This is a genomic window from Candidatus Aegiribacteria sp. (genome assembly GCA_021108005.1).
In the GTDB taxonomy this organism is placed as follows: Bacteria; Fermentibacterota; Fermentibacteria; order Fermentibacterales; family JCC-6; genus Aegiribacteria.
This window is the reverse complement of sequence record JAIORS010000013.1, coordinates 44,648-64,207: the sequence shown is the minus strand read 5'-3', so window position 1 is coordinate 64,207 and position 19,560 is coordinate 44,648. Positions and strand designations below refer to the sequence as shown.

Below are 19,560 nucleotides of genomic sequence, written 5' to 3'. Positions count from 1 at the left end.
TACGAGTTATCGGTTTCTCGAAGAGTCCCGCACCTGGAAGCTTTGCAGGTTTTTCTTTACGTTCCCTCATACCGCCCAATCAATTGTCGGGTTGAATGTCATGACATTCACCAGTTAGCTCCAGGGACGGGGGAGGAGCAGAACACTTCACTGAATACAATCATGACAACTCGATACGTAAGTCCTGTGGTGGCGAAGTCGCTGAATATTCTGTAAAAAACGATTGCGGTCCGCTCTCGACCGTCTTGATGAGAGCATTTCGACCTTTGTATTCCTCGATACGACGTGCCATTGAAGCCCCTGCGACATAAAAAGCGCGCGACTTAATAACATCATTCCAAATACGCTCCCGTAATTCCGTAATTCTTTTTGAATCCGTCCGAGATATATATGATCTGGATTCAATTTAGATAAGTTCGGGGTTACGATCAGCTAAGATAATCTCTCCGGAGTGCTTATATCAGTTTATGAAAAACAGCTTTCCTGTAAACTGCTGACAGTAAGTAACTGTTACTTGATCCCATTGTTACGAACCCCCTATGTCCCTGCTGTCCATGGGATATTGAAACTCACACATTCCGTACTCGTGAATCGAGTCCAGAACCTGCCTGTATTCAAGTATCCTTTCCCATAGCAGGGATGCGGAGATGTGCATGAAAGTGTATCCCATGCCGCTGCCGAAGCACGTCTGTCCGTCCGCCAGATCGTACCACTGAACTTCTTCCGCGAAAGACGCCCACAGATAGACAGATTGAAGAAAGGATTCGTGGCTCTCCCTGAAAAGACTGGACATTCCCTCGACGTTGACCAGTGAGTTTTCCAGTTCAATACTAAGACGATCCAGTTCACTTTCCAGTGAATCGAGATAGGAGCTTATCCGCAGTTTTATCTCTAAGTTAGCATCAAATGCATCGTAAGCGTAGTCGTAAAGAGTCTGCGTACGGATATCGGGAGGATCCATGGCGTCAGCCGGAGCAAGGGAGGGAAGAAGTAACAGGATTATTGATATCTTCAATTGCCTTTGCAGGCTAATAGAGTTGAGCAGCATATGTAGCCCTCCTTATGAATTCTGTTTATCTTCAGAGAAGACAATAATTCAGAATTAACAGATCTATGATTAATGCATCTATAATAATCGATCCGGCCTGATCAGTTCAACCGTTGCTGGAAATCCTGTATGTTATGTGAATCAGTTTTGCAGTATCCTCAGGATACTGTTACCCGGTTAATATGAAAGGTAGAAAATGTTTCCATTCTCAGGAATAGTCGGCCAGGATGACGCAAAACTCGCACTGGCCATAGCGGCGGTCGATCCGGGCATGGGAGGAGTTCTCCTGTCAGGCATGAAGGGTACCGGCAAAAGTACTCTCGTCCGTTCATTCGCGGATATACTTCCTGACCGAAAAGTGGTTGAAAACTGCCCGTACGGTTGTGAGGGAGTGAACGACGGATTCCTATGCGATGATTGCGGGAAAGCCCTGAAAGACGGCAATCTTCCGGATCCCATCAGCTTGAGACCAGAGCTGATAACGGTACCGCTGGGGGTTACCGAGGATCGTCTTCTTGGAACGATAGATGTGGAGCTTCTCCTGCGCGAGGGTGTGCAGAAATTCCAGCCGGGACTCATGGCCAGAGCGAACAATCAGGTTCTCTATGTTGATGAGGTGAACCTTTTGCCGGACAACATCACCGATGATGTTCTTGATGCTTGTGCAAGCGGTTTCAACACGGTTGAGAGAGAAGGTGTTTCAGTAACCCATCCTGCAAGGTTCATTCTTATAGGCACCATGAATCCGGAGGAGGGCAACCTGCGACCACAGATACTGGACAGGTTCGCGATGTCAGTTGACATAAGGACCGAAAGGGACCCCGGCATGAGAATAGAGATAATTGAGCGGACACTGGCCTACGAGAGTGATCGGAAGCGTTTCAGCCGTGCTCATGAGAAGGCTGTCCTGAGGTTAAGGAAAACCATATCCACAGCCCGCTCAAGACTTCATGATGTGAAGCTGCCAAGTGCAGCAATAGAAACGGTTGCAGAAGCAATGTCCGAGCTGAATGTCGACGGTCAGAGGCCGGACCTTGTAATGATAAGAGCGGCTATTGCCTGGACCGCCCTCGAGGACAAGCCAGAAGTGAATTCTGAAGCCCTCCTCAAGGTGGCTCCGCTGTGCGTATGTCATCGAACAAGATCAGGAGGGATGAACCAGCCTCCCTCCAGAGAAGAACTTATCGAACAGGTGAAAACCCAGGCAACCAGAATCTGGAAGTCGAATAGCGGCAGCTATTACGATCCTGAAACCATTCTGACTGACAGGGACTGACGGGTTTGCTCGGGAAAGATATTCCATTCTCATCCATACAGGGCCTGGATAAAGCCAAGCTAGCCCTTCAGATAATTATGACTGACCCTGCTCTTGGAGGGGTACTGTTGCTGGGGACAAGAGGATCAGGCAAGAGCGTCCTGATGCGATCCACCCGCTTCCTCCATCCGGAGCTTGATGCTGACCAGGCCATTGTCAGAGTTCCATTGGGTGTCACCGAGGGGAATCTGACCGGCAGCCTGGACCTTTCAGCCATACTGGGTACAGGAAAAGCACAGCTGAATCCCGGTCTCATGAAAAGGGCAGACGGCAGAATACTTCTAATAGAGGATGTGAACCTGCTGAATGACAGGCTTGTAGACCTTATCCTTGACTGTGCTGCCGGAGGAGTACTGACCGTTGAGCGGGAAGGTATTTCAGTATCCACCACCAGCCGATTCAAACTGCTTGCCACTATGGATCCGGATGAGGGCAGATTGCGCCCACAGCTTCTTGACCGCTTCGATCTCTCGGTGGAAATCGGCAGCCTGGGAAGCGGTAAGGAGAGAGAAGCTCTGATCAGGCGGCTGCTTGCATTTGAATACCTCGGAGAGAAGGCGGCAGCTGAATATCGCCGGAAGGATGCTATTCTAAGAGAGAAGATAATCAAGGCTCGAAGAAGACTTCCAAGGGTGGGAGTCAAGGTGAGAACCCTGGCTTCCATAGCTTTCGCGATGAGTTATCTGGAGATGGACGGGCACAGGCCAGAGATGGTTATCACAAGAGCGGCTGGAGCCCTGGCTTCCCTGCGGGAACGAACGAAGGTGTTGTGGGACGATGTCCGGGATGCCGCTGTACTGGTGACAGGCCATAGAACACGAAAATGTGGACTCGAGGGACCCCCATCCGAGAAAGCTCTTGTCAGCGCTCTCCAGGCAGGATGGGGCATAGGATCGAAATATGGGGCATCGGATATACTTCTCCGACTGTGGAATTCCCGAAGCAGAGTTTTCGCTTCTGTATCTACAGCCCTGGATTCGAATGATGATGACACAGGGAATGTCTGGAGCAAAGAGATGAAACTGCTGGACAGTCAGGATGGAATGTTCACAACCGAATTCCCCGAGTTCATGGAAAGCAGGGCCATCAAGAAACTTGTAGACAGGATTTCAATAAGTTCACAGCCCGGGTCCCTCGGGTCGAAAAGCGCCAGGATAAAACCATCCGTTGATCAGGAACGTGGAAAACCTGTACGTGTTGTTCCAACCGGAGATGCCGGGAAAATGAATGTATACCAGTCGGTCATCGCGGCTGTCACAGGAGGGGAAAAGCTTCCCCTGGTTCCACTTGATAAACGCTGGTGGCGTGCCTGGGAGAGGAGCTCCCGGCCAAGGGCTGTTGTTATGATCGTTCTTGATGCCAGTAAATCATCAAGCAACTATCTTTTCGGTTTAAGCAAACTACTCAGGACTCTGTTTGAGGATCACTTCGATCCCATGTCAAAAGTGGGGCTGGTCTCCATGCACAAAGGCAGTTCTATACTTCACTTCAAACCAACAAGGAACAGGCTCCGAGTTTACGGAAGGGTTGCGGAACTGGTCTCATCCGGCTACACGCCGCTGGCAGAAGCTCTGACGACTGCAAGAAGAACTCTTAAAAGATGCAGCATTACATCCGGCAAAACGGGAAGCTTCATCCTTCTAATATCAGACTGCGCCCCGGAACCTCTGCCTGTAGGCTGCCTGGACCCTTACGAGAGCGATCTTTACGGAGAGGTCAGAAAAGAAGCTCAAATGTGCGATGCTGCCCATTTACCCATTCTTATCATCGATCCAATGAATTACCCATCTATAACGAGTCCGGAAATTTTCCCGGGAAGGCGTCTTGCAAGGTTCATAGAAAAGGTTACCAGAGGGATGCTGATTCACATGCCCTCCAGTGTTCTGGACAGAGACAACCTGATAGTGAAGGTAATCACTTCCATGACCGGTGATAATGAATACAAAACAATCTCTACCGCACTGGACCTTGAAATCGAAAAGTATTCGAGCACAACACCCTGGCTGAGGGGATAGTCTCAAAATCTTTGACTTTATTATGACGGGGGCAGATAACAAACTATCCGCACGCCGGATTTCTCAGTTGCTTACAAGATTCAGCATGGACTCGCTCAGTTCACGTATATTGAACGGCTTTTTGATGATACCTCTGAATCCGTAATCCTGAAAGTTAGCCATGACAGGATTGTTAGAGTATCCACTTGAAACCAAAGCCTTTGTATCTGGATCTATTGGAGCAGCCTGTTTACAGTTTCCTTTCCGCTACAGGAGGTGACGGTACTGAATCCCAATCTGGTCAAGATCTAACGTCGAATGAGCTACCTTGAAAGGCCAACGCGCTTTTTTGCCAGCTATGCATTTTCAATTGCTCGCTTTGAATATGCGATATCACTTCTATTCAATATCTGCTTAACTGGCCAAACCGATTTCCAGGTCATAAGTAGTGCTCCCTTGATGGTCAGGCGTCGGTTACCAGTTACGACTTTTGACTGTACCCACCCCCTTTCTATCAGCTCATTTAACTCTATATTGAGATATGATTCCACTGTTTCGAATTCCTTACCTTTTTCGAAAGTTATTCTTTGTTCGTTTTGCTTATTAGAATTAATCAGCTTTTCAGCATATGTGAGCAGCTTGTCAAAATCATTCACTTGGGGAAATCTAAAGGATAACCTCATTTCGGATGTCGGGTATATATTGATTATTGATGAATTGGACACATTTAAAACGGAACCATTTTTGTAAAGCTGTGTGAACTCTATATAAGTTGTATTAATAGAATCGCTCCGGGCTGTTACCAGTGTGCATACTATTTTTTTATCAAAGTGATTGTAAATACTGAAGCATACTGATGTGTTACTCATATTCAACTCGGATGAATCAATATATTCGAATTCTTTATCCTGTATTTCTTCATGCAGCGCTATAAAGGTGGGAGTCCTTTCGGATAGAAACTTTTTTGAATCCACTAATCTGAAAACGTATTTCTCCGGCAATTTCTGAGTACACCAAACTATAATTGGACCAATTAGATACTGAATACCTAAAACGAATACAAGAAATTTAATTATCCATCCAGCAGTTTCCATTAGTATCCTATCGTTTTCTTTGCATATAGCTTTGAATCAGCTGTGAGTTCGCGAATCCGCTGTATTCATGTGATAATTCGATATCGCTCCTATAGTAATCTTCTATGTATTCCCGCCACTTGGAGTAAAGCCCCATTCCTCTATACTATATCTAATTCCTGGTTGATCCAGTTTCTCAATCAGATATCCATTTGCACAACCAATATCGATAAAAGATCCATTCTTGTATAGTGCTTCGAATATCGTGCCAAACCGCCTTCACCAGTGCCTTGCAGGAACGCAGAATAGTTTCGCAAACTAACGGCATCTAATACTTGACAGGATACTAGCTCGAATCACTTATTGGGATTATGCTTGACCATATGTGGAACTATACTTGCTGACGTGTATATTTCCGAGTACCCGTTCTGCGCAATTGTGCTTTATACGGATACTGCAGCTGTCAAACCCCTGGAAAGGAATCAGTATCGTACTGCAAAGCCAATACTTCAATGTAAAAGCATTTACAGCATTATTCCTGCTTCTGATCCTGCCTTCAGCTGTATACGCTTCTTTCACAGAACCTGTTGTGGATTCCATTTATGTCTCTGGAGATTATCCCGTTTCGGAGCACAAGCTTCTTAGTGGAACCGGTCTTGAGACTGGAGCATCCCTTCTAAGGATAACGCCAATACAGGTTAGCGATGGTATAGTTGTTAATCTTAATAATCTGGGATATCTCGACGCAGAAGTAACCGTTCAATGGCCTATGTGGGATGATGAGATAAACATCGTCAGAATTTCAGTTGAATCCGGAAGCAGAAGCATTCTCTCCGGTCTTGTATTCAATGGTGCGATGATTTATTCTGCAGATTCACTTGCCACCGTTTATCCCGGGTCTCCGGGTGAACCTATAACACCGGATGATACTCTCTCCTTCAGAAATTCCGTACTTAAGCTTTACAATGAAAGAGGTTACATTTATTCATCCATCGATATCGATCTTCTCAGCATGAGTGAGGCCGACGGACATAAAGGTTACCGTGCTGTGGAGTGCAATATTGACGAAAATATGCAGGCGTTTCTTGGCAGTGTTTCAGTTACCGGGTTGGAAACCATCCGCGAAAAGGTAATAACAAGAGAGATACTGATCCAGCCCGGCGATTCTCTTAATATGGAACTGCTCAGACAATCCATCAGCAATATCTACGGACTTGGTTTGTTCCAGGATGTCAGATTCGCTTACAGCCCGTCTGAGAATGACAGTTGTATCGTTGACCTTGATATCTCTATAAGTGAAACCAGATACAGGAGAGTAGATCTGGGTACAGGTTATGTATCACCATCGGCAGTTATCGGAAGTGTCACATGGCTTCACCCCAACATCATGGGTAATAACCAGAGGCTTTCCATTGGTATACGCATCCTGGAATTCATCGGTTCCAGGGAAGGACAGATGATAGAACCGGAGATTATCTACGAAGAGCCCTGGCTATTTTCATCAAGATGGAAATGGCAGTTGAAACTGGGCTACCTCTACCTTTTCACACCCGGTATCAGACAGAGGAGTTATTCAATTACTTCCACATTCGCCAGGGACATCTCGGAACACCTGAAGTTCACAATCGGTTACAGCCTGGAATATGAGAAGTACAACGAATGGGTTGATAGCAGTTTCACTACTTCCGACTGGAGAACAACTTCCAGCATAACCTCAACTCTCATACACGATACAAGAAGCCCCGTGCTTGATCCATTACGGGGACACTGGATGATGGGTGAGGGAAAACTGTCAGGAGGATTTCTTGGAGGGAGCGATTATTACAGAGCTTCCAGCGAAGCCAGGCTGTTCTTTCCAATGAACGATGATTTCATCCTGGCCGGTCGTCTGAGACTCGGATGTTCGTTTCCATACGGTGATGACACCACAATACCTCCCGATGAAAGGTTCTTCCTGGGCGGAGGAACAACTGTCCGGGGCTATCCTTTCAATTCGCTGGGTCCGAAGGATGGTGATGGGAACCCCGTAGGGGGGCGGCTTGAGGTTCTTTCGAATTTCGAGTTAAGGGTCAGAGTAGCCGGAAACCTTGGAGTTGTTCTTTTTACGGATGCAGGGGGACTCTGGAACTCGTTTGAAGAGGTGGATCTTGAAACGGCAGGATTTGGAACGGGAATAGGACTGCGCTACCATACTGTTTTTGGGCCTCTAAGGCTTGATTACGGGTTTGCGCCAACATGGAGAAATTCCCTCAAGAGGGGAAAAATATACATTGGGATTGGTCATGCTTTCTAGAACACTGAATTCGTCGGAAGTTCTTTCGTGAGTAAAAAGCGGGGAGTTGCTGTATGTATCAGGATGATACTTCTGGGGTTTGCGCTCCTGGTAGTATCTCTATATATCCTTCTTGCCAGCGGGTTTCTCGGGGATGCTACAGGAAAGATAATCGGTGGTATCGTTTCTGATGAAAGCGTTACACTGATCTTCAAAGGTTTGCGTACCGATATCTTCTGGAGTACTTCAGCCGACTCGGTTATCGTATCTGATCCGGAAGGTCTTATCGTGGCAGTAACCGGAGTTCAGATAGACGGAAGTCTTCTTGATTACCTCTTAAGCAGACACGTTGACCAGGTTATGGTCGACATGTTGAACATCCAGCTTTCTCCGGAATCAGATGTTCAGGATGATCAGCCGGATTCACTGATATCAATCCTTGATGACATCGATGGCGGTATTGTTGTCAGCACAGACAGGCTGTTACTGCGATATGGCATAATAACTGAACCATCGGGCACCCTTATCGATTCCATGTACCTTGACGCATCAATCGAGAGAGGGGTCGGAGTAGCTGTGAATGTTGACTCAGCCGGGATCGATCTTCCCGGATTCGGCAGAATCGGCGGGAGCGGGCTTTTGCGGATGTCTGATGGCGATGTTACAACTGACGGATTCACAGGCTTTGCAGCCCCGGGATCACTTCTGATCTCCGGAACGCTTTACGGTTCGGAGGAAACCCTTAATCTGGAAATATCGGGATTTGCGGGCACTTCATCTTTTGATATCCCTGTTGATCTGTCGGTTTTTCTTGATGGTAGCCTGAGAGGAAAGCTGTCGGATCTTCAGGTTGATCTGGCGCTTTCCCGTGGGAGTGCTGTTCTATTCGGGAAGGAAGCTTCCTTTGAAGCGGACACTCTGACAGCGGATCTTAGTGGTATCGCCGTGCGGAACCTGTCCCTTGTAACTGATAATGTTGATTTGAACCTCGATGGCGGATTCGACATAAAATCTCTGGGATGGAATGCTGCCATCCGCCTGAATATGGCAAATACGGATATTGCTGAATATCTGACGCAAATCTCGACCACAGATGTTACCGGCGTCATCTCCGCAGAATGTAGCGGAACAGGCTCATCGAATCTGAATGGCACCGCGACCATCGACCTTGCCGCGTCAACCTCTGGAATCGTCAGTGTCTCGATGCTCCACCTCGATGCTGTTCTATCAGATAACTCCTTCAATCTTGACGGATATGTCAACAACGGAAGTAGCAAAGTATCATTTACCGGTGATGGACATTTAGGACCGGGATGGGTACCGGAATCCTGGACAATGCAGGCTGATGGTGAGATTATGGATCTATCCTTTATCAGGGACCTCGATACCGTCGAATATCCCGATATCACCTCCGCATTTTTCTCCGTGAACGGGAACGGTACAAAATTCGGCATTAATATCCAGGGTACTGCCGGTGTAAGAGGGCTTGAAATGGATGAATTATCCGCTGAACGGGCATCATTCAACGGTTCTCTGAATTATTCCACAAGAAACAATATAACTGGGATTACCTTCGGGATGAATTTCGATGGCAGTGTTGAAGTCCTTGGCTTCGTAACTGAAGGAGTATCGGCCGATACTGCATCCCTTGATGGGACTTTCAGTATATCGAACCGCAGTATGACAGCGGATGCTGCCCTTCTGATTGACAGCCTCAGGGTAATCTCGGACGTTTTCCACACAGCAGCGAATATAAAATTCGACAATGATGATATCATAATAGACGGATTAACATTCACCGGTTCAGATGACCGGATATATTCGGCTGAAATGGAAGTGGAAATAGGCGATACGACCTTCTTCAAGATTGAGGAGATAAGAGCTACCCATTCAAAACTGAGAGTAATTACCACGGGAGGACTATCAGGGTTTACTGAGAATGGTACAATCATACTGGATACACTCTGGCTGGATCCTCCAGTGGGAGAACTTGCCATGTCCGGGATTCTCAGTGAGGAAAGAACGGAGATGCATGCTGATATAGTTAACTTCGATTTCAGCTCCTTCAGCACGTTTTCCGGTTTGCCTGCTGATATGTCCGGTGTTGGTAATTTCAATGTTTCGTATCTCATGGATACAACAGGTGCTCAGGGTTCTCTGACAGGGAAAATTTCGGATCCGGCGTACGGTCAATTTAAAATGGACAGCATAACCATCGATGTTTCAACAGAAGACAACGCATTCAATGTAAACGGGATTTATGCCTGGAATAACGGAGTAAGATCCGGTCTGCAGATGAGAGCCAGGGATATCTGGGCTGGAACGGAGTTCGCTCTGCTTGCTGACAAGATCCAGTGGCTCGAACTTGAGATCAACAATATTGGCGACTGGCTTTTCTACGTTCTTCCCTTACCGGTGAAAACCATGGGCGCAAGTGTTTCCGCAAGAGCTGAGTACGAGAAAACTGATGAGGATTATACATTTGAAATTCAGGCGTCCGCGAGAATCAGCCGCCTTTACATTACACTTCTGGGAATTGAGTTGCCCAACGTGAATTTCTACTTGAATTATCCTGATACTACAGAAAGCAGTTACAATGCCCGGTTCACACTGGGCGCCGGTAGCGAGAGTACAGGAGACTTTTCCTCCAGCTGGCAAGCGGACATCATCAGCCTCTTTCCTTTTGAGCTTGGTGATTACCGCCTGAGTTTCTCACTGTTTGATATGGAAATAGCCATACCCGGGATGGGAGCTGTTATCTGTTCCGGAGCGCTCAACTCTGATGGAACAGGGCTGGAAGATCGACCTGTCCTCTCAGGCAAGCTGGAGATTCTTGAGGGAGCGGTAGGTATTCCTCAGCCGGTAAGTTCCTCCTCCGATGGATCTGGAGAATTGCCGTTCGATCTCTCCATAGACGTGGCCGGAACCGGAGCTCTGTGGTTCAGAACGAATTTTGCTGATATTGAGATGTCTCTCAAACTCAGAATATTTACTCTTGAGCGAAAGCCAACTGTCAATGGATACGTATCAGCCGTAAGAGGTAGAATTACATTGCTTTCGAGGGATTTTCAGATAACTGAAGGACGGGTGAATATACTGCAGGGCAACCCACCCACCATGCAGCTGAACGTAACAGCTGAAACAACAGTACGAAGCGTAATAAGCCATGATGAATACAGGATTACGATTCTAATATCGGGGGATGTGGAAAACCCCCAGGTCACCCTCTCCGCTGATGGACCGATGGGTCAGATTGCCCAGGAGGATATTCTTACTCTGCTGGCAGTCGGGTTAACCTACAGCGAGATGCAGCAGATGAACTCCTCGGCTATCAGATCCGAGGTTGAGAATGTCGCTCAGACGATGCTTGGAAATCTTCTTGCCCGGAATCTCAGGCATGAGATTGGCCTTGATACATTCGAGATATCTCCCGAGCTTCTCTCAGATACCACAAGCCTTGTTCTTAATGTTGGGAAATACGTTCTACCGGATCTATATGTTTCTTACAAGGGTGATGTGTTCTCCGCTGACCCTGGTACTTTCAGTGCCCAGTACCTCTTCAGTTCTGATTTCTACGTTGAAGGAACGAGCAGAACCACAATACACGGATACCAGGAACCTACGCTGGAGCTTCATTACACCATAAGGTACTGATCCGCTTCAACCTATGGTTTTTTACCAAGTACAGCCAGAGAAGTTGCTCCATGAAAGCCGATTCTGTGAAGCCTTCTTCTTAGCTCTTCGCCCCGTTTAAGCAGTTCGGAGTTATCCTCAATATCTTGCGTTCTGCTGATGTAGGTGTCGATGGCTCCGTTTAAATGGTCTATTACTTCTTTATCCATCGGATCGCTGTCCAGGGAAGAATAGTCATCTGTTATCATCTCATCCAGACCAAGCTCTTCGAGCATATGAAGGATTTTCTTCCTTGGAAAAGTACTGAAATGAGGTACTCGATGCAGTGCATCGATGGATGCCCACCACTCATGCATCAGAACGTGTGTCATCTGAGCTTCGGTCTGGTTGTCGCAGTACATCTCGCTCACAAGAAAGTATCCCCCATGTCTGAGTACCCGCATCATTTCCTTCAAGGTATCATCCAGATTCGCCATATGATGAAGTGAATTGGAAATACAGACCATATCGAGGCTTTCATCGGGAAAAGCCATTTCCGATGAGTCCATACACACCGGGAGCATATTTCCGATATTTTTCAGGACTTCCCTGAATTTTCCCAGCCCCTTCTGGCTTATGTCGATTCCTATGATTGTGCCAATTCCCTGATACTCTTTTCTCAGAAGACCGGCGAAGTTTCCGTTCCCTGTGGCGATATCTAGTACAAGTGGTGCTTTAATGCCTTTCAGTGTTTTCTCGAGTGAATCCATGTTTTACAGTTTCCTTTTTGAGTATATGTGATAATCATATATACGCGCATTGCAGTTGGGGGATCAGCACGATTTGCCCGGGAAATCTTGTTGTCTAGGAAACGGAGTACGTTTTTTTCTCAGGAATCACTCCTCTTATTCCTCCTCTTGGATCTTCTACATCACGTTCGAATCTGGGGATAAGATGAATATGTACATGAGGTATCGTTTGTCCGGCTGCCTTTCCTTCATTCACTCCGATGTTGTAGCCGTCTGCTGCCAGTGATTGCTCAAGCTGCTTCTTTCTGAAACCCAGCGCGTGGGAAATTGAGGTTAGTTCTTCTCTGGTGGCGTCGAATACACTTGCGAAGTGCCTGAAGGGTATGATGAGAGTGTGTGAAGGAGAAACCGGGTAAAGGTCGCGGATGATGTACACATTTTCATCTTTCCAGATAATCCTGTCTTCATCGGGATTACAGAACGGACAATCATTCATTTTATCCTCCAAATCAGAAATACAGAGTATAGCTTGCTTTCCCTCAATTCATAATGTACGATATTCTACCAATGTGAAACAGGAGGAGAATTCTGAAGTATTTTACAACGCCACCGGATGGGTTTTTCAGCAGAAGTGCTGAAATCCTTGCCCACGATCTTATTGGCTGCCTTTTACGAAAGAAGGCTGGCGGAGGATTCATCTCCGGTGTAATAGTAGAAACGGAGGCTTACACCGAGGATGATCCCGCAAGCCATTCCTTCAAGGGCAGAACTGACAGGAACGGACCTATGTTCGAAAGGGGCGGCCTGGCTTACGTTTATCTTATCTACGGTGTTCACAACTGCTTCAATGTAACATCCGGAATTCCCGGAAGGGGAGAAGCCGTGCTCATCCGTGCGGTGAATCCCTTTGAGGGTATCGAACTGATGGTTGAGAACCGTGGGACGGAAGAACCTGAGAATCTTTGCAGCGGTCCTGGCAAACTTTGTCAGGCATTCGGAATAGACAGAAGACACAATGGCATCTCACTGCTAGACGGTGAAATTCAAGTGCTTGTTCCGATCGCAGATGAAAAACTCAAAATATCTGTCACAAAGCGTATCGGTATCACAAAGGCTACTAACCTTCGAAGAAGATTTTCCCTCAGGGGTTCCAGATGGGTTTCAAATACTTCACGAGAGAAATAATCAGCCTGGATGCAGATCTATAATCAGTCGTCACTTGTTTGTGAGAGTGCTTTAATTGTAAGGAGCATCAGTCCGATTCCCTCAATCACCGCGAAGAAAACGTAGATATCACCATGGAAGGCAGCTCCGTTGTCTTCAATCCATCTCAGTGTCCAAAGAACGTATCCATGGGGAATAAGAAGCTGGAAAACCGGGGAAAGAGTCCATGATGCAGTGGAAGCCTGGGCCATGAAGGCCAGAAGGCTGAGAATATATCCAGTCTGGTTCAGGTATTTCTCCAGCAGAATCGTTACTGAAACCGCGGTCAATGAGGCAAATGGAATAACAGCCCAAAGCTGCCATGGGAATCCACACTTTCCGGCTGTCCAGATAGCGGCCAGCCCCAGAGCGGGGAGAGCACCTGCGAGAAAAGGAAGAAATATTTCCGGAAGTATAAGTGAGTACTTGCCGGCTTTTGACTGAAACAGGATATCAGCAAGATTGTTTCTTGCATCCGATTCACGCCATCCGACAAGAAATGCCGCAGGTCCGCAGTAAGTGATGCAGGATATTACCAGAGGTAGAAACGGGATTGCGGTCCGTCCTGGAAGTATCCACACGATGAAGGGAGCGGCAAGCAAAATCCATACAAATAGTTGTCGACGTAGAGCCCATTCCGACATGTACCGGAATACACAGGCCCATATTCTCAGATATCCAGGTCTTCTGCCCAAAAAAGATCCGCCTCTCCAGGTTCATCGTCAGTGGTATAGAATTCCACCAGTTCGGAGTTCGATGGCGGTCTAACTTCAAACCCGGTTATCTGTCTTGAATTAGCTCTGGCAAGGTTAACCAGATTTGTTACGGCAGCGGAGAGCCCGGCATGGTAGAATTCGTATCCTCCCTGTACTGCCACAATATCCTTCGCGCCAGGAAGGCTTTCCATCACAGCCCTGGGGAGAGCAGGAAAGAACTTGACATGAAGCCTCATAAGAATTGAACATGCATCTGATAGTTCCTGAAGCCTGACTATTCTCCTCACATCATGTGAATCGCATATAGCAATTCTATCAGCGGATTGAGGTATGTACTGTATTTCGGGAAGGGATGCTATAACTGCGCAACCGCTCTGACAGAGATTTTCAAGAAGGGGATGCAAATTTTCGGAAAAAGGACCCTGCAGTACAAATACATCAGGAACAGGCAGGCATGCGGCAGCGAATGTTACCAGATACCGATTGTCGGGTGAAAGCCTATTTACTTCTTCATCTATAAGGTTTTCAAGCGAACACCAGCTGTAGAGCTGGGACAGGATTTCTCCGGTTTCTTTTCTGCTATAGCCAGCTGCAGCTGCCGCAAGCGAGAAATACCCTGATACAGTCATTCCATCAGGGCATGAGAAATTGCAGGAAACGTATTCAATCCTGCCCCTTGCGCTATGGCTGTGAATACTCAAGTTATCATCACCAAGTTGAATATTTCCTGAAACAGGTAATCTTCGGCCTGCTAGAATAAGGGCAAGATCCGAGGCGATGGTTTCATCATCACCAAGAAGAACTGTCATTGATCCTGCAAGAACCGCTAAGTCAAGTGGTACTTTTGAGTTATCCGTTATACAAAGCTCCTCAGTTCTCAGCTGTACTGAAGAATCCATGTACTGAGGTTCCCTTCTTTAGTCCGTTTTCATCAGACTGGCATCTGCCAGTTCAAGAGCCCTCACAACTGCAAGACCTTCCGCGCCGGAGGATATGGGAGTACTGCCAGTCTCTATACACCTGAGAAATTCATCCATCTCCGCCGCAAGAGGTTCTCCCGTTGGCAGCTTCGGTGAAAGGATATCTCCCGTTCTATACGAGAGTTGATATTCGCCAAAACTCTCTGGTTCAATGACTTCAACTCCCTTATCGTAAACCTTTATTTTCTCAATTGGTTCTGTATCATCGTATACGAGCATTTTTCTGCTGCCGACGATGACAGTTCTTCTGAGTTTCGAAGGTGAAAGCCATGATACCTGCACGTTACCGATTGCACCGCTCGGGAAAGCGAGGTTGATGAATGCCACATCCGGGATTTTATCAAGAACGTAAGCATGACCGAAGGCGTTTACGCTGGAGGGTTCCTCTCCCAGCCAGTAGAACAGCATTGAGAAATCATGCGGAGCAAGGTCCCAGATTACTGAAACATCCTTCTGGTGCAGTCCGAGATTTACCCTGCTCGAAGTGATGAAGTGAATTTCCCCCAGTTCACCGCTGTCGATAATTTCCTTTGCTTTAATAACGGGAGGAGAGAACATGAATGTATGCCCAACCATTGTAACAAGACCGTTCTTTTCGCCAAGTTCAACAAGTTCCTCAGCCTGTTCTATGCTGGCGGCAAACGGTTTTTCGACAAATACATGCTTTCCAGCGAGCAAAGCTTCTTTGGCGAGGGGAAAGTGGGATGAGACGTTTGTGGCTACTACAACTGCATCAAGACTGCTGTCATTTAGAATGTCCCGGTAATCCGATGTGTAACTGACATCAGGATATCTTAATTTCATTATTTCAAGACGAGTTGTATCTGAATCGCACATTATAAGCTCGCCGTTCCGTTTGTTGGCGTAGAGATTTCTGAGTAAATTGGGGCCCCAGTACCCAAGTCCGATCACTCCCGTTTTAAACATGTGTTTCCTTTCCTGTGTTTTTTATTAGTGATTCAGTCTTCCGGTTAAGGGAAACTACAACTTGATGCGATAACAGTAAAGTCAAAAAAAGGAAAAAAAAAGGGGTCAAATCTTTACTCTTGACTTTATTTGGCAAAAAGGTGCCGGGTCTAACATCTAAACATTCGTTGCTGCTGTAATAATTGAAATGTTAAGATGTCAGTCCCCCGTCCTCAAAGGTTGCCTGGCAGGATATATACTTCTATCTTATCAATAGGAGGTAATCAATGAACTTTGAGAAATTAACAACTAAATCAAAAGAAGCTATTCAGGAAGCCAGTAGAATAGCAATTGAAGCTGGTAATCCGGAGATAGTCCCCGTTCATCTTGCGGCTGTTCTGCTTGATGATCAGAACAGTGCAATAGCTGGAGTTCTCGACAGCCTTGAAATAAGTCGTCAGGCGATCAGAGATGAGATTACAGGTATACTGAGTTCGCTGCCAAAAACCCGGGGCGGCTCAGAACCCAGGATGTCTTCAAATCTGGTGAAGATACTTGGTACAGCGGAGAATATCGCCTCGAAGATGAAGGACGAGTATATAGCCAGAGAACACCTCTTTCTGGGATTACTGGATTCAGGAGACAGGATCGCGAATATACTGCATTCAAAAGGAGTCACGAAAAAGGCTTTCCTGGAGGCTCTGGCTTCCGTCAGGGGATCATCCAGAATCAGTTCGGAATCATCCGAAGACAATTACAAAGCCCTGGAGAAGTACACCAGGGACCTTACCGGAATGGCGCGTCAGGAGAAGCTGGACCCGGTCATAGGAAGGGATGATGAGATCAGAAGGGTCATGCAGGTTCTGGGGCGGAGAAGAAAGAACAACCCAGTTCTTATTGGAGAGCCCGGAGTGGGTAAAACAGCGATTGTTGAGGGGCTGGCAAGGCGGATAGCGGAGGGTGATGTCCCTGAAACACTCAGGAATAAAAGCGTAATGGCACTGGATATGGGTGCCCTGGTCGCCGGTGCTAAATTCAGAGGAGAGTTCGAGGAAAGACTCAAGGCGGTTCTCAAGGAGATAGCCGATGCTGAGGGAAGAATCATCCTCTTCATAGATGAGATGCATACACTTGTAGGTGCGGGTGCCGCCGAAGGCGCTGTTGATGCGGCCAATATGCTTAAACCAGCCCTCGCAAGAGGAGAGCTGCACTGCATAGGAGCAACAACTCTTGATGAATACAGGAAACACATTGAGAAGGATGCTGCTCTTGAAAGGCGCTTCCAGCCCGTTATTGTAAAAGCACCCTCTGTGGAGGATACGATAAGTATTCTACGCGGGCTACGTGACAGATACGAAAGGCATCACGGGATAATTATTCAGGACGCCGCACTTATCGCTGCCGCCACTCTGTCCGACCGATACATCACCGACAGGTTCCTGCCCGATAAGGCTATAGATCTTGTAGATGAAGCCGCGAGCCGTCTTCGTATAGAAATTGACAGTATGCCCGAAGTGATAGATGAGATCAGGCGAAGAATAACGAGGCTTGAAATAGAACGGGAAGGACTTCTGAGAGAGGATGAAACTGACTGTCAGGCTGAGCTTGAAATAATCGAGAAGCAACTTGCCGAGCTCAAGGAAGAAAGAACTGCGCTGGAACTCAGTTGGAAAAACGAAAAAGATCTTATCGATAAAATACGCGATTTCGCCAGACAGGTTGATGAATTTCGCGGGCAGGCCAAGATCGCTGAACGCCAGGGAAATCTGGAAAAGGTGGCGGAGTTGCGGTACGGGAAGATTCGTGAATTGGAAAATGAATCCGCAGCCCTGAAGGAGAGATTGGATGAACTTCAGAAGGAAGGATCGATGCTTTCGGAAGAAATAACTGCCGATGACATCGCTGATGTAGTATCCAAATGGACAGGCATTCCGGTATCAAGGCTCATGGAGAGTGAAAAGGAACGGCTTCTCACTCTTGAAGATGAGCTTCACGAAAGGGTTATTGGCCAGAACGAGGCGGTTTCTGCTGTTTCAGAGGCTGTCAGGAGAGCGAGGGCAAGCGTTCAGGACCCCAACAGGCCACTGGGCAGTTTTATATTCATGGGTCCTACCGGTGTAGGTAAGACTGAACTTGCAAGATCCCTTGCGGATTTCCTTTTCGATGACGAGAACGCCCTTATCAGAATTGACATGAGCGAATTCATGGAAAAGCATTCCGTTTCAAGGCTTATAGGTGCTCCTCCCGGATACGTCGGATACGATGAGGGAGGGTATCTGACAGAAGCGGTCAGAAGGAGGCCTTACTCAGTTGTTCTGTTCGATGAGATTGAAAAAGCCCATCAGCAAGTATTTAACATATTTCTCCAGATACTTGACGAGGGCCGCCTGACGGACGGCCAGGGAAGAACTGTTGATTTTAGAAACACAGTGATTATCATGACCAGCAACCTGGGCAGCGACTGGATAGCTGAAGCAGCCGGTAAGCTGACCCAGAAAGAACTTACGGAAAGGGCAAAGCGGGAACTCAGTACGCATTTCAGACCTGAATTCCTCAACAGAATAGATGATATCATTGTCTTCCGACCACTTGGCAGAGAGGAACTGAGGGAGATCGTCGAAATTCAACTGAGAAGGTTGAACAGAATACTGAAGGAACAGAACATAACCCTTATTCCATCCGAATCGGCCCTGGATCTTCTGACGAAGCTTGGATACGAACCTGCATTCGGTGCAAGACCCTTGAAAAGAGTCATACAGAGGTACGTTCAGAACGAGTTGGCAAACTCCATTATAGACGGCAGAATACATCAGGGGCAGAGAGTACTTCTGAATACCGAAGGTGAGAATTTCGTCATGAAACCGGAATAGAATGTATTCAACCCTTATTGTAATAGCGGGATATCTCGCGGCTGACATCTTTCTTAAAGGGTACATTGCCGCCCTGGTGGTGTTTTCTCTCGGATTGGGGGAATTCCTGTTTCTGCAGGTATTCTTCAAAAAGAAGCACTCTGTTCTCATTCTGGAGGGTGCGGTACTGGCCGCCGCAAGCCTTGCGGGTGACATGCTGGCTGCTGAGGGATACAGCGGAGCTGGATATGTACTTCTTGAACTGATTCTGGCAGGAGTACTGCTTGTATCGACCGCCAGAGGAAAACCGTGGCTTGCTTCCCAGATGAAAAGGTTCTCTGGATTCTCGACCGACAGGAAGTTCTCCGGGGAGATGTCCATAGTTATGGGATTGCTATTTCTGTCTCATGGAATTCTCCTTACCATTCTGATATTGCTGCAGGGGAGGGTGCCGGTTCTACCGGCCATTCTCTCCTTCGTCGTACTTTATGCAGCAGCTGTTTTCATTCTCAGGAGGATGCAGATGGAAAAGAGTATCAGGAACGAAGCACACCTTCTGAAAAGCAATGAAGGAAAATTGATACTCGAACTTGCAGGAGAGAAGCTTGGCAGCATGATGCTGAAGCTGGGAGCGATCAGTATAGTAACTGAGGTTGAGATTGCGGAGAACTGCGAAGTACATGAGTTTCTTGAGACTCTTGAAAAATTCCTGAAGCATCAGGGCTGCAAGGCCCTGAGGTTTGTTACTTGGGATGAAGATGAACTACTCCTTGAAATGTCAGGCTACAGTAGAACCCCTGCCGGCTGGAATAAGATTCTCTAAGGTCGGACTTACCTTTCTTA

The 19,560-nt window shown here is 47.1% G+C and carries 15 protein-coding genes; 7 read left to right on the top strand and 8 right to left on the bottom strand.

The annotated features are described in order from the left end of the window. Positions 1 to 160 precede the first annotated feature (160 nt). Both K8S15_00935 and K8S15_00930 read right to left on the bottom strand, forming a co-directional pair. Positions 161 to 406 (bottom strand): hypothetical protein, encoded by a 246-nt coding sequence (locus K8S15_00935; GenBank protein MCD4774597.1) that lies wholly within the window; start codon positions 404 to 406, stop codon positions 161 to 163. 120 nt (positions 407 to 526) lie between these two features. Beyond that, complete coding sequence (locus tag K8S15_00930) at positions 527 to 1,048, bottom strand: hypothetical protein (protein ID MCD4774596.1); 522 nt, start codon at positions 1,046 to 1,048, stop codon at positions 527 to 529. A 196-nt stretch (positions 1,049 to 1,244) separates the two neighbouring features. Between K8S15_00930 and K8S15_00925 the strand changes: the two genes are divergently transcribed. Together K8S15_00925 and K8S15_00920 are read left to right on the top strand one after the other, a co-directional pair. After that, a complete protein-coding gene (locus K8S15_00925) occupies positions 1,245 to 2,324 on the top strand; it encodes an ATP-binding protein (protein ID MCD4774595.1) in 1,080 nt (359 codons plus the stop codon). 5 nt (positions 2,325 to 2,329) lie between these two features. Beyond that, positions 2,330 to 4,378 (top strand): VWA domain-containing protein, encoded by a 2,049-nt coding sequence (locus K8S15_00920; GenBank protein ID MCD4774594.1) that lies wholly within the window; start codon positions 2,330 to 2,332, stop codon positions 4,376 to 4,378. A gap of 335 nt (positions 4,379 to 4,713) precedes the next feature. Here K8S15_00920 and K8S15_00915 read toward each other — a convergent pair whose 3' ends face one another. After that, entirely contained in the window at positions 4,714 to 5,451 is a 738-nt protein-coding gene (locus K8S15_00915) for a hypothetical protein (protein MCD4774593.1), read from the bottom strand. 376 nt (positions 5,452 to 5,827) lie between these two features. Here K8S15_00915 and K8S15_00910 point away from each other — a divergent pair, with 376 nt between their 5' ends. Next, on the top strand, positions 5,828 to 7,723 hold the full coding sequence (locus K8S15_00910; GenBank protein MCD4774592.1) for a BamA/TamA family outer membrane protein: 1,896 nt from the start codon (positions 5,828 to 5,830) through the stop codon (positions 7,721 to 7,723). A 27-nt stretch (positions 7,724 to 7,750) separates the two neighbouring features. After that, entirely contained in the window at positions 7,751 to 11,356 is a 3,606-nt protein-coding gene (locus K8S15_00905; protein ID MCD4774591.1) for a translocation/assembly module TamB, read from the top strand. Between the two features lie 11 nt (positions 11,357 to 11,367). Here K8S15_00905 and K8S15_00900 read toward each other — a convergent pair whose 3' ends face one another. After that, the gene (locus tag K8S15_00900; protein MCD4774590.1) at positions 11,368 to 12,084 is read right to left on the bottom strand and encodes a methyltransferase domain-containing protein; all 717 of its coding nucleotides are present in this window, start codon (positions 12,082 to 12,084) and stop codon (positions 11,368 to 11,370) included. Positions 12,085 to 12,178: 94 nt separating this feature from the next. Beyond that, a complete protein-coding gene (locus K8S15_00895; GenBank protein ID MCD4774589.1) occupies positions 12,179 to 12,559 on the bottom strand; it encodes an HIT family protein in 381 nt (126 codons plus the stop codon). A gap of 92 nt (positions 12,560 to 12,651) precedes the next feature. Between K8S15_00895 and K8S15_00890 the strand changes: the two genes are divergently transcribed. Beyond that, the gene (locus K8S15_00890) at positions 12,652 to 13,248 is read left to right on the top strand and encodes a DNA-3-methyladenine glycosylase (GenBank protein MCD4774588.1); all 597 of its coding nucleotides are present in this window, start codon (positions 12,652 to 12,654) and stop codon (positions 13,246 to 13,248) included. Between the two features lie 23 nt (positions 13,249 to 13,271). Here K8S15_00890 and K8S15_00885 read toward each other — a convergent pair whose 3' ends face one another. Genes K8S15_00885 through K8S15_00875 form a run of 3 tightly spaced genes read right to left on the bottom strand, consistent with a single transcriptional unit; the run spans position 13,272 to position 15,889 of the window. Further along, on the bottom strand, positions 13,272 to 13,961 hold the full coding sequence (locus K8S15_00885) for a hypothetical protein (GenBank protein ID MCD4774587.1): 690 nt from the start codon (positions 13,959 to 13,961) through the stop codon (positions 13,272 to 13,274). Beyond that, positions 13,937 to 14,881, bottom strand: a complete 945-nt coding sequence (locus tag K8S15_00880; protein MCD4774586.1) for a hypothetical protein — start codon at positions 14,879 to 14,881, stop codon at positions 13,937 to 13,939. Before K8S15_00880 ends, K8S15_00885 begins: the two co-directional genes overlap by 25 nt. A gap of 18 nt (positions 14,882 to 14,899) precedes the next feature. Continuing rightward, a complete protein-coding gene (locus K8S15_00875) occupies positions 14,900 to 15,889 on the bottom strand; it encodes a Gfo/Idh/MocA family oxidoreductase (protein ID MCD4774585.1) in 990 nt (329 codons plus the stop codon). A 266-nt stretch (positions 15,890 to 16,155) separates the two neighbouring features. On the opposite strand from K8S15_00875, the gene clpB reads away from it, so the two are divergent. Both clpB and K8S15_00865 read left to right on the top strand, forming a co-directional pair. Next, complete coding sequence (gene clpB / locus K8S15_00870) at positions 16,156 to 18,738, top strand: ATP-dependent chaperone ClpB (GenBank protein MCD4774584.1); 2,583 nt, start codon at positions 16,156 to 16,158, stop codon at positions 18,736 to 18,738. A gap of 1 nt (position 18,739) precedes the next feature. Further along, the gene (locus K8S15_00865; protein MCD4774583.1) at positions 18,740 to 19,540 is read left to right on the top strand and encodes a hypothetical protein; all 801 of its coding nucleotides are present in this window, start codon (positions 18,740 to 18,742) and stop codon (positions 19,538 to 19,540) included. The last annotated feature ends 20 nt before the right edge of the window (positions 19,541 to 19,560 follow it).